Below are 13,766 nucleotides of genomic sequence, written 5' to 3'. Positions count from 1 at the left end.
GACGCCCGCGCGGCGCAAACAAACGGGGGCGGACGCCATGTCGCGTCCGCCCCCGTTGATGGCTGGTCAGATCAACTGTTCTTGAGACGGAAGGTCTCGTGACAACCGCCACATTCCTTGCCGATGCCCGGCGCGGTCGCCTTCAGGCTGTCGAGATCCTTGATCTTGGCCTTGGCCTCGGTGACGACCTTGCCGAAGGTCTCGATCTTGGCCTTGAAGCCGGCCTGGTCTTCCCAGATCTTCGGCGACGGACCGTAGTCGCCTTCGAACTTGGCGCCCTTCAGGCTCGCCGGATACATCGTCGGCAGCTTCTTGGCGGTCTCCTCGAGCTGCGCCAGAGCGGCATTGACGGCGGCCTGATCATACGGCTTCTCGCCCTTGACCATCGCGATCAGGACACCGCCGAGGTTCTTGGCGTTGGCCTTCATCGTGTCCTGGCTATGCTTGACCAGATCCTGCTGTGCCATCACGGCGCCGGCCCCTAGCAGCAAAGCTGCGACAGCCACGACAGTCCGCTTCATCAATTCGCTCCTTTGTTGTCACAATCCCGTCCAGCCCACCTGGACGGGTCGCTTGGTTGGTCAACCCCTCAGCCGGCGGGTTATTCCGGAATTGAGGCGGATATCGGAGGAGATCCGGAGGGAGAGTACTCAGAGACTATGACGGCGATGCTGCTCCCGGATCGCGATCCAGACGCGCTCCGGGGTCGCCGGCATGTCGATGTGATCGATCTTGTACTCGCGCCAGAGGGCTTCGACGATCGCATTGACGACGGCCGGACAGGAGCCAATCGCGCCCGCTTCGCCGGCGCCCTTGACGCCCATCGGATTGGTCTTGCAGGGCACGTTGTGGGTCTCGAAGGTGAAGGACGGCGCGTCGGCGGCGCGCGGCAGCGCGTAGTCCATGAAGCTGCCGGTGACGAGCTGAGCGTCGGAGTTGCTGTAGACCACCTGCTCCATCAGCGCCTGACCGATGCCCTGCACCGCACCGCCATGCACCTGGCCGGCCAGCAGCAGCGGATTCAGCGTCACGCCGAAATCGTCGACGATGACGTAGTTGACGATCTTGATGATGCCGGTCGCCGGATCGATCTCGACCTCGGCCACATGCGTGCCGTTCGGATAGGTGCCATCGGCGCTGGCGAAGGTGGCGCTGCCGTTGAGCTTGGCGGGATCTGTGCCCGGACGCTTGGCGAGATCGGCGAACGAGATCGCGCGGTCGGTGCCGGCGACGCGGATCACGCCGTCGGCGATCTCGAGATCGCCGAGGCCGGCCTCGAGCGCTTCGGCGGCGATCTGCTTGAGCTTGTCGCCGAGCTCATGGGTGGCGCGCTGCACGCTGACGCCGCCGGAGGGAATCGAGGCCGAGCCGCCGGTGCCGAGGCCGGTCGCGATCTCCTGGGTGTCGCCCTGGTGGATGTGGACCCGCTCCGGCGGCAGGCCGAACTGCTCGGCGACGATCTGGGCATAGGCGGTCTGATGGCCCTGCCCGCTCGACTGCGTGCCGATCAGGATGGTGACGTCGCCATTGGGGTCGAGCCGCACATTGGCGGTCTCCTCGCCCATCACGCCGCAGACCTCGACGTAGCTCGCGAGCCCGATGCCGCGGATCAGCCCGTGCTTCTTGGCGGCCTTGGCGCGCTTCGGAAACTCCTTCCACTGCGCGATCTCCATCGCGCGCTTGAGATGCGCATTGAAGTCGCCGGAATCATAGACCTTGCCGGTCGCGGTCTTGTAGGGCAGCGCGCGCGGCGGAATGAAGTTCTTGCGCCTGATCGCATCGACGCTCATGTCGAGCTTGCGCGCGCAGGCATCGACCAGGCGCTCGATGACGTACGCTGCCTCGGGGCGGCCCGCGCCGCGATAGGCGTCGACCGGAACGGTGTGGGTGAAGATCGTGCGCACCCGGCAGTGGAACGCCTGGATGTCGTAGAGGCCCGGCAGCATGCCGGCGCCGCCATGCGGGATGTACGGCGCGAAGGTCGAGAGATAGGCGCCCATGTCGCCCATCAGGTCGACGTCCATGGCGAGGAACTTGCCGTCCTCGGCCAGCGCCATCTTCGCCGTGGTGACGTTGTCGCGGCCCTGCGCGTCGCCCATGAAATGCTCGGAGCGGTCGGCGGCCCAGCGCACCGACTTGCGCAGCCGCTGCGCGGCGACCGCGAGCAGCGCATACTCCCGGTAGGGAAACAATTTTGTGCCGAAGCCGCCGCCGACGTCGGGGCAGATCACCCGCATCTTCTCGGTCGGGATCTTCAGCACGTTCTGGCAGAGGATGTCGCGCAGCCGGTGGCTGCCCTGGCTGCCCGCCGTCAGGGTCAGATGATCGCGCTTGGTGTCGTATTCGCAGACCGCGGCGCGCGTCTCCATGAAGCTCGCCACCACGCGCGGATTGACGATGCGGATCTCGGCCACCGCATGCGCTTTCGCGAAGGCCGCCTCGGTCGCGGACTTGTCACCGATCGAAACGTCGAACAGCACATTGCCCTTGTGTTCGGCCCACACCTGCGGCGCATCCGGCTTGATCGCGTTCACGACGCCGGTCACGGCCGGCAAGGTCGTCCACTCGACCTTGATCGCCTCCAGCGCGTCGCGCGCGTGATCCAGCGTATCGGCGACGACGAAGGCGATGGCGTCACCGACGTGGCGCACCTCGTTCTTGGCGAGGATCGGATAAGGCGGCGCGGTGAAGGGATCGGTCTCGAGATTGAACAGGCAGGGCAGCCCACCGAGCTCCGCGGTGTCGGCGGCGGTCAGGATCAGCGCCACGCCCGGCAAGAGCCGCGCCTGGGTGACATCGATGGTGAACTTGGCATGGGCATGCGGCGAGCGCAGCACCAGCGCATGCAAGGCGGCAGCCGGCGCCAGATCATCGGTATAGCGGCCCTTGCCGCGAATCAGCGCGTCGTCCTCTTTCCGGAGAACGCTTTGTCCGACGCCGAACTTGATAGGAGCTGCCATCTGGTTTCACTTCCCGCTTGCATTGTCGCAAATATTGGACGGCATATTGCAGCGGAACGAAGACTCGCGCAAACGCCATATGGCCGCCCCTGGACCCACGTGCGGTCAACTCTCCGCAGGCATGCCACCAGCTCGATGCTGCAGCGCAAACATCAGCGCCGCACGAGGGCCTTGAGCCAGCGCGGGCCGAACAGCACCAGAATGGCGCCGGCATAAATGACGGCCCCCACCACGATCAACAGGCCGAGAACGGCTTCGTCCTGCAAGCGGCCGAGCGAAGCGAGATGGGCCGATGCCACCAACGCCGTCGCCCACAGCGCCGCCGCGAGCACCACGCCGGTTCCGGCAAATTTCAGCAGCGACATGGTGAGCCGCCGATCGAAGCGCAGATAGCCCTTGTGCACGGCGAAGCCGAGCACGAGCAGCAGGTTGATCCAGGCGCCGACGGCCGTCGCCAGCGCGAGGCCGACCTGGGCCAGCGAGCCCATCAGCAGCACCTTCAGCACGACGTTGGCGGTCAGCCCGGTGAGCGAGGCCTTCACCGGCGTGGCCGTGTCCTTCCGAGCGTAGAAGGTCGAGACCGCGCTGCGGATCATCACGAACGGAATGAGGCCGACGGCATAGGCGGCAAGCGTCGCACCCGCCGCCGCCGCATCGCCCTTGGTGAAGGCGCCGCGCGCGAACATCGCCCGCGTGATGACGTCGGGCACCGCGAGGAAGGCGGCGACGAACGGCACCGAGAACAGCAGCGTGAACTCGAAGGCGCGGCGCTGCTGCTCCATGGCCCCTTCATGATCGTTCGCCGTCAGCCGCCGCGACATTTCCGGCAGCAGCACGGTGCCGATGGCGATGCCGATCACGCCGATCGGCAATTGGTTGAGACGGTCGGCATAATACAGCGCCGAGATCGCGCCCGCGGGGAGGAACGTCGCGATGATGGTGTCGGCGAACATCGCCACCTGCGTGCCCATCGAGCCGAGCGTGGCCGGCCCCAGCGCCTTGAAGAAGGCGCGGATGTCGTCGTCGAGCTTGAGCGGCGCGAAGCGCGGCAGCCCGCCGTGACGGGCGAGATCGCCGGCGAGCAGGAAATATTGCAGGAAGCCCGAGATCAGCACGCCCCAGGCCGCGGCATGACCGACGCCGGGGAAGAACGCCGCCAGCGCCAAGGTCCCCATCATCGCGAGATTGAGGAAGATCGACGCCGCCGCAGCGCTGGCGAAACGCTGCATCACGTTGAGCATGCCGCCATACAGCGTCACCAGCGTGATCAACAGCAGGTACGGAAAGGTGATCCGGGTCAGCGTGATCGCCAGGTCCCGCTGCGCCGGATCGTCGGTGAAGCCGGGCGCCAGGATCGTCATCGCCTGCGGCATGAACACCCAGGCGAGGACCAGCAGCACGATTTGCGAGGCCAGCAGCAGGGTGAAGATGCGGTCGGCAAACAGGCTCGCCGAGGCCGGCCCCTTTTCGCCATGGACATGCGCATAGGCCGGCACGAAGGCCGCGTTGAACGCCCCCTCGGCGAAGATCGCCCGGAAATGATTAGGCAGCCGGAACGCAATGAAGAACGCATCCGCCACCGGCCCAGCGCCGAGAATCGCCGCCAGCATGATGTCGCGGGCAAAGCCGGTGAGGCGCGACAGCAGCGTATAGCCGCCGACGGTGAAGATACGTCCGAGCATGGGGGGCTTCTAGAGCATTGGGGGGCGGGTTTGAAGCGGAGAACGCGGGCGATGCCTGCTTGGGGGTAAATTGTGGCGACCCGGTCGCGGCCCCCTCTCCCGACTTGCGGCCAGCGCCAGCACATATCGTCTCGGATCTTGCGCTCCGCCGGCTGGCAAGCATGCTCGGGCCGATGTCCGACCTCCGGTTCGCGGACACTTGAGACATGTCAAATGGGTCATGTCCCGACCAAGGTAGGCATGCAATGTGGCGTTGTTAGAAGCTTGGTTCCCAGAGTGAGCTACTCAACTCTCGCATGGTTCTTTGTGGCGGCAATTGCCGTTCACAACGTCGAAGAGGCCGTTTGGTTGCCGGGATGGTCGGCAACGGCTGGGAGATGGCACCATACCGTAGGAAGCAGTGAGTTTCGGTTTGCGTTGGCGGTGTTGACGCTGGTGGCAGCGGTCGCGGCCGTTCTCGCGAATTTGCAGGGCAAGCAAAGTCTCGGATCCTACTTGTTGTGTGGCTACGCACTGGCCATGCTGCTGAACGTCGCCGTCCCGCATGTTCTGTCGACACTGGCGATGCGCCGCTATGCGCCGGGGACTGCAACTGCAGTGCTCATCAATTTGCCGGTCACCGCCACGCTGCTGCGAACGGCGTTGGCGGAGGGCTACATTGACAGCGGCACGTTCGTTTGGGCCGGACCGCTGGTCGTGATTGCCATCGTTGCCCTCATCCCTGTTCTCTTCAGAGCTGGCCGAGTGATCAACGGTTCGCAGTAGCCAACGATCTTTCGCTCAGCCCGTAGGGCCGATTAGTACTCCGGATGTCGATGCGCTCATCGGGGCGAGGCTTGCTGCGAGCACGCAACTCACCACCGTCATTGCGAGGAGCGTCAGCGACGAAGCAATCCAGGGCCGCACGCGCAGCGCTGGATTGCTTCCGCCGTCGCCCTTCGGGCTATGGCGGACAAGTCGCTTCGCTCGCAATGACGATGAGTGTGCCGATGCGGCGTCAGCACGAACAACACCGGAGAAGGCGCCAGATGCGTGCCAAGCACTCCGCTGTCATCCCGGACAAGCCGGCCGACGCGAAGCGGCGGCGGGCGCTGATCCGGGATCCATACGCCGTGCGGCCGATGGGGCGCGTGGATCGGGCCGCCTGCCCGTTTCAGAGATCACGCGGTATGGGTCCCGGCGTTCGCCGGGACGACAGTGTGATTTGGGGCTGCCAACGGGGCAGATCGCCCGCCGGCGCTGTGAGCCGCGCCGCAGCAAGCGGCGTGACGTCAAGGATGCGTAAGGCCTCAGGCCCGGACTGCGCCGCGAACGACGTCGATGATGCGCCCTTGCGTCGGCTCGTCGAGATAGGCGTGCATCGGCAGGCTGATGACATCGCTGGACAGCTGCTCGCTGACCGGCAGGCCGCCATCGGCGCTCGGGAAGATGCGGTAGGCGGTCTGCTGATGCATCGATTTCGGATAGTAGATCGCGGTCGGAATGCCCTGCGCCTTCAGCGCGGCAGCGAAGGTGTCGCGGTCGACGCCCTTGGGCAGGCGGATGGTGTATTGCGCCCAGACCGAGGTGCAGCCCTCGGCGAGGCGCGGCACCTTCACGACGTCGGCCAGCGCCGCGGTGTAGCGCTCGGCCACCGCGTTGCGCGCGGCGATCTCGTCCTCGAAGATCTTGAGCTTCTCGATCAGCACCGCAGCCTGGATGGTGTCGAGCCGCGCGGTGAGGCCGAGGCGGACATTGTCGTATTTGTCGCTGCCGCCACCATGGGCGCGCACGCTGCGCAGCCGCTCCAAGAGGCCAGCATCGTCGGTGAGGATGGCGCCGCCGTCGCCGAAGCAGCCGAGCGGCTTGGCCGGATAGAAGCTGGTGGCGGTCGCGAGCCCGAAGGTGCCGATGCGGCGGCCCTTGTAGCTGGCACCAAAACCTTGGGCGGCGTCGTCGAGCACGAACAGGCCTTCGGCTTGCGCGATCGCGGCGACCGAATCGTGGTCGGCGCTCTGCCCGAACAGATCGACCGGGATCACAGCCTTCGGCTTCAGGCCGAGCCGCTTCGCGGTGGCGATGCCGCGGCGGAGCGAGGCCGGATCGATGTTGAAGGTGTCCTCCAGCACGTCGACGAACACCGGCGTGGCGCCGGTCAGTGCCACCGCCTCGCCGGTGGCGCAGAAGGTGAAGGACGGGCACAGCACCGCGTCGCCGGGGCCGATACCCTGGGCCATCAGCACCATCAGCAGCGCGTCGGTGCCGCTGGAGCAGCTCACGGCGTATTTGGCGCCGCAGAATTCAGCCAGCTCCTTCTCGAGCTGGATGATTTCGGGGCCGCCGAGAAACTGGCAATGCGCGAGCACGCGGGCGACGGCGTCATCGAGCGACTTGCCGAGCCGCTGGCGCTGCGCGGCGGTGTCGATGAACGGAATGGGCTGATGACGCAGGTGCTGGTTCATGAGCTCTGACACATGTTCGCAAACGGAAATGAGGATGAAGCGAAGGCCGGGCCGGCTAGCCGGCCGCGCGCAGCTTGGTGGCGGCGGCCTCGGCCGGGCGATGGCTCGAGGTTTCCAGGCACTGCGTGGCGATCGCCAGACTCGCGACGCCCTCGTCGCCGGTGACGGCGGGCGACGTGCCCGAGCGCACCGCATGCAGGAACGCGATCAGCTCGGCGCGGAGAGGCTCGTCATGGCCGACCGGGAGATGCCGCATCGAGTAGCTGCCGTCCGGCTTGAAGCCGAAGCATTCGGTGACCTGGCGGGTGAGCAGGTCGCCCATGATGTACTTGCCGCGCGTCGCCACGGTGACGTTGCGCGCCTTGAACGGCGTCAGCCAGTTGGTGTTGATGTGGGCCAACACGCCCGATGCGGTGCGGAACTGCAGAAGCGCGATGTCCTCGCGCTCGGCGACCGCGCTGGAGAGCTGCGGCTGCACCTCGATGATGTCGGACTCGGTGAACCAGCGGATCAGGTCGATGTCGTGCACGGCGAGGTCGATGACGACGCCGACATTGGACATGCGCGGCGGGAACGGGCCGACGCGGGTGATCGCGATCGACAGGATATCCTCGCCGGCGATCGCCTTCTTGATCGCGGCAACCGCCGGATTGAAGCGCTCGACATGGCCGATCATCAGGGTGACGCCGGCGCGGTGCGCGGCCGAGACGATCTCCTTGCCTTCCTCGACCGTGGAGGCGATCGGCTTCTCGACGAGCAGATGCACCTTGCGGGCGATGCAGGCGAGCGCGAGCTCGTGATGCAGATGGGTCGGCGCGGCGATCGTCACGGCGTCGACGCCCTCGGCGACGAGCTCATCGAGCGTCTCGAAGGTCGGGCAGTTCGCAAGCTCGGTGACGCGGCTGCGATGCGCCGGCAGCGGATCGACGACGCCGACGAGGTGCACGTCGGGCAGACCGGCGAGCACGCGGGCATGATTGCTGCCCATCACGCCGGCTCCGATCACGCCGACTCGCAGCGCCTGCCTCAGCTCGGCCTTGTGGCCCGCCCCCTTGGAACTCATGTCATCGACCCCATCAATGTCCCCGGATTGCGACGTCACGGATTGGCCGCAACGGTTAACGAACGGCAAATCACCGGTCGAAGCTCTCCTAGCATGCCGCTTGAAGCGAGGCGAATGCGGAAACCCTTTTCAGGACACGATTTGATTCAGAAAGTTACATCGGGTGCGGACGAAAAGCGCTGTCTCTTGAACGGCGTGCACGATGCCCTTCACGTGTGGCGAGCGCCCTGCTCACGCGTCACGACAGGCCGCGAAGGTAACCGTCGATGCGTCTTCACGCCTGCGTGTTGGCTACGGCAGGAGGTAACACGGTGGAGCCCGCCGGCGAAGGAGATCACGTCACATCGCGGGAGAACACCCATGACCCTCAGCCTCGCCTCGCTCCGCTACGCCTCATCCTTCGCCGTGCTGCTCGCCTCGCTTGCCCCGTGGTCGCCGTCGGCGGCCGCGGTGGATCGGCCCGTCGTCATCGAGCTCTTCACCTCGCAGGGCTGCTCCTCCTGCCCGCCTGCAAATGCCTATCTGAACGAGCTGGTGCGGCAGCGCCGCGACGTGCTGCCGCTCGCCTTTCACGTCACCTATTGGGACCGGCTGGGCTGGAAGGATCCGTTCTCGTTGCCGGCCGCCACCGATCGTCAGGCCCGCTACGGCAGCCGCTTCGGCGACGGCTCCTACACGCCGGAGATCGTCGTCGACGGGGTGACGGGTCATGTCGGCTCCAACAGGGCCGAGGTGGGAGCCGCGATCGATCGCGCCAGGGGCGCGAGCGCGACGGCGGCGCGGCTCAAGCTCGCGCGCGATGGCGACAGGCTCACGGTCGAGGTCGGCGGCGGTGAAGGACGCGGACGCCTCCTCCTGGTCGGCTTCGATCATCGGCATGAAACGGCGATCCGCCGCGGCGAGAATGGCGGCCGCACGCTGGAGGAGCTCAACGTGGTGCGCTCGGTGCGTCCGCTGGCAGATTGGAGCGGCACCGCGCTGCGCCTCACCGAACCCATGCCGGAGGGCGAGGATGCCGCCGTGATTCTCGAAGCGGCGGACGGGCGCATCGTCGGCGCGGCGCGATTGTAGTATGCGGTCAGGAGGAGGCGCAGTACCGGTGCCAGAACTGGCGGTAGCCCTCCTCCACCTTGCGCGTGTAGGTCTCGACATTGCCGGCGGCCGAGTTGGCAACCATGGCCGGCAGTTCAGCACGCAGCTTCGCCAGCGTCGCGGGTGCGGCAGCATATTTCAGCGCGATGGCGATGTAGCCGTCATCGTCGGAGGCCACGAAGTCGCCGAGCCCGACCGCCGTGTTGATCGCCGCCGCCGCGCGCGCCGCCGCGCCGTGGCCGAGCTTGGCGATGACGGGGACGCCGGCCTGCAGCGACTCCCAGGTGCTGACGCCGCCATTCTGCGGGAACGGGTCGAGCGACATGTCGATGCCTGCGAACTGCGCGATGTGCTGGTCGCGCGTCGACAGGCCGAGGCAGGTGATGCGCTCCTGCGCGATGCCATGCGCCACGAACCGCGCGACGAGGCCGTCGCGCAGCAAGGGCTCATCGAGCGCGCCGTTCTTGATGACGATCCGCGAGCCCGGCAGCGCGCCCATCAGGCGGGACCAGAGCGCGAGCGCAGGCTCGGAGATCTTGTCGATCCGGTTGAAGACGCCGAACGTGACGGTGCCGTTGCGCAGCATCGGCAGTGGCGTCGGCTGCCATCCCGGCAACGGATCGGTGGTGATCACGGCCGGCAGATCATAGACCTGCTCGGCAAACAGCGGACGCACAGCCTCCGGCACCGTCACCGGATCGGCGAAGAAGTAGTCGATGGTCGGAAGCCCCGTGCCGGTGCCGCTGCCCCACGCCGTGACCTGCACCGGCGCCGGCTTGCGCGCGAACACCGGCAGCCGGTTGCCGGCGGAATGGCCGGAGAGGTCGACGAGGATATCGACCTGATCGGCCTCGATGCGATCGCTCAGTTCCTCATCGGACATCTGCCAGGCGTCGACCCAGAGGTCGGCGGCGGAACGGCATCGCTCGGTCATGCCATCCTGCAGCGGCGAGCAGGAATAGCAGACGACCCTGAACGCCTGATGGTCGTGGTGGCGCAGGACCGGCAGGAACACCAGGGCAGCCGAGTGATTCCTGAAATCGGACGAGACGTAGCCGATGGTGAGCCGCCGCTCCGGATCGCGGTCGCGGACCGGCGGCGGCCGGCGCGTGATCTTGCTGCCGATCCTGGTCCACCATTCCCGGCGTACCGCCTGATGCTGAGCGAAATCGGTATCCGGCATGAAGTCGAGCAGGAAGATCTTCGCGGTAATCGCATCACCGAAATCCGGCTTGATCTCGAGCGCACGCTCGAAGTGCTGCAAGGCCGTCGCGAGATCGCCCTGCTTGCAGAAGCATTCTCCGAGCCAGGTCCAGGCAACCTCCGACTGCGGGTTCTGCTCCAGCACCTTGCGGCAGGCATCAATCGCCGGCGCGATATTGTCCTTGATGGCGCTGAGCTGCGCGAAGCCCAGGAGCGCGACGTCCAGCCGCGGATCGAGCGCCAGCGCGGCCTCGAAATCGGGCATCGCCTTGTCGAAACGTCCGGCCTGCTGATGCAGCCGGCCGCGCTGCGCCAGCACCTGCGCGGCGTTGGGTTTGATCGCAAGCGCGGCGTCGAATGCCGCGAGCGCCTCGTCGGAATGGCGCAGATTGATGCTGGCGAGTCCCTTGCCGAACATCGCCTCCATGTGACGCGGGTTGAGCGACAACGCGCGATCGAAGCTCTGATTGGCCTCCGCATTGCGGGCGAGCGGAAGCAGCGCCATGCCGCGATTGCAATAGGCGTCGGCATAGTCGGGCTTGAGCGCGATCGCCCGGTCATGCGCGGCGATCGCCTCCTCGGGCCGGCCCAGGCGCATCAGCGTGTTGCCGAGGCCCGTGAGCGCCACGAGCAGATTCGGTTTCAGCGCGATCGCGCGCTCCTGGCATTTGCGCGCCTCGTCGAAGCGCTTGCGGTTGAACAGCGCGAGACCGAGATTGGAGAGCGCCTCGGCATGCCGCGGCTCGATCTCCACGGCCCTGGTCAGGGCCTGCTCGGCGAGGTCGAGCTGGCCGCCATCGAGCGCCGTGACGCCGAGCAGGTGCAGCGCATCGAAATGGTCGGGAAGCAGCGCCAGAATCTGGCCGCAGATCGCCTGCGTCTCGGCGTGACGGCCGGCACGATACGCCGCCACGGCGCGCGGCATGAGCTCATCGGCCTGCTTGCGATGCTTCTTCTGCAATCTCGCATTCTGGAAGGCGCGAGAGCCGACATTGCTTGCCAAGAGACTTACCTCCACGAGGAGCGTGCAGATCGCGGGAACGCGGTGAACTCACATGCGGCACGAGCGGATGCCGCGACACCAGGACTAGCCGGCGCCGGCGCAATGGCGGCGCCAGAACAGGCGGTAGCCCTCCTCGACCTTGCGCGCGTAGGTCTCGACGTTGCCCGCGGCCGAGCCTGCGACCATCGCCGGCAGCGCGGCCCGCAGCTTGGCGAGCTCCGCCGGCTGAGAGGCCCACTTCGCGGCGAGCGCAACATAGCCCTCGTCGTCCTCGGCCACGAATTCGCCGAGCCCGACCGCCGTGACGATCGCGGCGGCGGCACGCGACGCCGCGCTGCAGCCGAGCTTGGCGATGACCGGCACGCCGGCCTGCAGCGATTCCCAGGTGCTGACCCCGCCGTTCTGCGGGAACGGATCGAGCGAGACGTCGACCTCGGCAAACTGCGCGATCTGCTGCTCGCGCGTCGACCAGCCGAGGCAGACGACCCGCTCCGGCGCGACACCATGGGCGGCGAAGCGCGCCAGGAGACGATCGCGCAACAAGGGATCATCGAGCGAGCTGCTCTTGATCACGATGCGCGAGTCCGGCAGCTGTTGCATGATGCGGGTCCAGACGATCAGCGCAGCGTCGGAGATCTTGTCGAGCCGATTGAACACGCCGAAGCTGACAAAGCCGTTGTTGAGCATCGGCAGCGGTGTCGGCGCGATGTCCGGCAACGCTTCGGTGGTGATCACCGCCGGCAGGTCGTAGACCTGCTCGGCGAACAGATGACGCACGGCGTCGGGCACCGTCACCGGATCGGCCAGGAAGTAGTCGATGGTCGGCAGGCCGGTGCCAGTGCCGCTGCCCCAGGCCGTGACCTGGATAGGTGCGGGCTTGCGGGCAAACAGCGGCAGCCGGTTGCCGGCGGAGTGGCCGGAGAGATCGACCAGGATATCGACGCCATCGGCCGTGATGCGGTCGGCGAGTTCGTCGTCCGACATCTGCACGGCGTCGACCCAGAGATCGGCGCAGGCACGGAACTGCGCGGTCACACTGTCCTGCACCGGCGAGCAGGCGTAGCAGACGATCGCGAAATTCTGCGGGTCGCGATGCCTGAGTACCGGCAGAAATGTCAGCGCGGCCGAATGATTGCGGAAGTCGGACGAGACGTACCCGATCGTCAGGTGTCGTTCCGGGTCGAGATCGCGCTTGGCCGCCGGCCGGCGCGGGATGTGGGCGCCGATCCGCTGCCACCATTCGCGCCGCGCCGCCTGCTGGAGCGCGAAATCGGCCTCCGGCATGAACTCGAGCGTGAAGATCTTGGCGGTCATCGCCTCGGCGAAATCGGGCCTGATCTCGAGGGCGCGATCGAAATGTGCGACGGCCGAGGCGACCTCGCCCTGCTTGCCATAGCAGACGCCGAGCCACAGCCAGGCCTCCTCGGAGCGCGGATTCTGCTCCAGCACCTTGCGGCAGGCGTCGACGGATTGGGCGACGTCCTTGAAATGGCCGAGCTGGGCCTTGCCGAGCAACGCCATCTCCAGCATCGGATCACGCGCCAGCGCCGCCTCGTAGTCCGCCTTCGCCTGGTCGAAACGCCCGGCCATCTGATGCAGCCGGCCGCGCTGGGCGAGCACTTGCGGTGCACCGGGCTTGATGGCGAGCGCCGCATCGAAGGCCGCGAGCGCATCGGTCACGTGACGCAGATTGATGCTGGCCAGCCCCTTGCCGAACATCGCCTCCATGTGACGCGGGTTGAGCGACAACGCGCGATCGAAGCTCGCATTGGCCTCTGCATTGCGGGCGAGCGGAAGCAGCGCCATGCCGCGATTGCAATAGGCGTCGGCATAGTCGGGCTTGAGCGCGATCGCCCGGTCATGCGCGGTGATCGCCTCCTCCGGCCGGCCCAGGCGCATCAGCGTGTTGCCGAGGCCCGTGAGCGCCACGAGCAGATTCGGTTTCAGCGCGACGGCGCGCTCCTGGCACTTGCGCGCCTCCTCGAAGCGCTTGCGGTTGAACAGCGCGAGACCGAGATTGGAGAGCGCCTCGGCATTCCGCGGCTCGATCTCGACGGCCTTGGTCAGCGCCTGCTCGGCGAGATCGATCTGGCCACCGTCGAGCGCCGTCACACCGAGCAGATGCAGGGCATCGAAATGGTCCGGCAGCAACGCCAGGATCTGGCCGCAGATCGCCTGGGCCTCGGCCCGCCGACCACCGCGATAGGCGGCGACGGCCGCGGGCATCAGCGCATCGGCCTGCTTGCGGTGTTTCTTCTGCAGCCTCGCATTCTGAAACGCACGGGAACCGACATCGCTTGCCAAAGACGGCCTCCGAATAAC

9 protein-coding genes are annotated in these 13,766 nt (G+C 66.8%); 2 read left to right on the top strand and 7 right to left on the bottom strand.

Features of this window, described 5'->3' with window-relative positions; genetic code table 11:
- Positions 1-71: 71 nt before the first annotated feature.
- The 3 genes from QW861_RS08810 to murJ form a co-directional block, all read right to left on the bottom strand.
- On the bottom strand, positions 72-521 hold the full coding sequence (locus QW861_RS08810; RefSeq protein ID WP_315753208.1) for a cytochrome c: 450 nt from the start codon (positions 519-521) through the stop codon (positions 72-74).
- 129 nt (positions 522-650) lie between these two features.
- Positions 651-2,960, bottom strand: a complete 2,310-nt coding sequence (locus QW861_RS08805; RefSeq protein WP_315828194.1) for a xanthine dehydrogenase family protein molybdopterin-binding subunit — start codon at positions 2,958-2,960, stop codon at positions 651-653.
- A gap of 152 nt (positions 2,961-3,112) precedes the next feature.
- Entirely contained in the window at positions 3,113-4,642 is a 1,530-nt protein-coding gene (gene murJ / locus QW861_RS08800; RefSeq protein ID WP_315753210.1) for a murein biosynthesis integral membrane protein MurJ, read from the bottom strand.
- Between the two features lie 276 nt (positions 4,643-4,918).
- Here murJ and QW861_RS08795 point away from each other — a divergent pair, with 276 nt between their 5' ends.
- Positions 4,919-5,407, top strand: a complete 489-nt coding sequence (locus QW861_RS08795) for an HXXEE domain-containing protein (protein ID WP_315753211.1) — start codon at positions 4,919-4,921, stop codon at positions 5,405-5,407.
- 524 nt (positions 5,408-5,931) lie between these two features.
- On the opposite strand, the gene QW861_RS08790 is transcribed toward QW861_RS08795, so the two are convergent.
- Positions 5,932-7,083, bottom strand: a complete 1,152-nt coding sequence (locus QW861_RS08790) for a DegT/DnrJ/EryC1/StrS family aminotransferase (protein WP_315768244.1) — start codon at positions 7,081-7,083, stop codon at positions 5,932-5,934.
- A 55-nt stretch (positions 7,084-7,138) separates the two neighbouring features.
- On the bottom strand, positions 7,139-8,146 hold the full coding sequence (locus QW861_RS08785) for a Gfo/Idh/MocA family oxidoreductase (RefSeq protein WP_315712777.1): 1,008 nt from the start codon (positions 8,144-8,146) through the stop codon (positions 7,139-7,141).
- A 360-nt stretch (positions 8,147-8,506) separates the two neighbouring features.
- Between QW861_RS08785 and QW861_RS08780 the strand changes: the two genes are divergently transcribed.
- Positions 8,507-9,217, top strand: a complete 711-nt coding sequence (locus QW861_RS08780; protein ID WP_316192922.1) for a DUF1223 domain-containing protein — start codon at positions 8,507-8,509, stop codon at positions 9,215-9,217.
- 7 nt (positions 9,218-9,224) lie between these two features.
- Here QW861_RS08780 and QW861_RS08775 read toward each other — a convergent pair whose 3' ends face one another.
- Both QW861_RS08775 and QW861_RS08770 read right to left on the bottom strand, forming a co-directional pair.
- Positions 9,225-11,444 (bottom strand): tetratricopeptide repeat protein, encoded by a 2,220-nt coding sequence (locus tag QW861_RS08775; protein ID WP_316192921.1) that lies wholly within the window; start codon positions 11,442-11,444, stop codon positions 9,225-9,227.
- An 84-nt stretch (positions 11,445-11,528) separates the two neighbouring features.
- Entirely contained in the window at positions 11,529-13,748 is a 2,220-nt protein-coding gene (locus QW861_RS08770; protein ID WP_316192920.1) for a tetratricopeptide repeat protein, read from the bottom strand.
- Positions 13,749-13,766: the final 18 nt, after the last annotated feature.

The sequence above is a fragment of the Bradyrhizobium sp. SZCCHNRI1029 genome, from assembly GCF_032487555.1.
Classification (GTDB): Bacteria; Pseudomonadota; Alphaproteobacteria; order Rhizobiales; family Xanthobacteraceae; genus Bradyrhizobium.
This window is presented reverse-complemented; position numbering and strand designations above follow the sequence as displayed.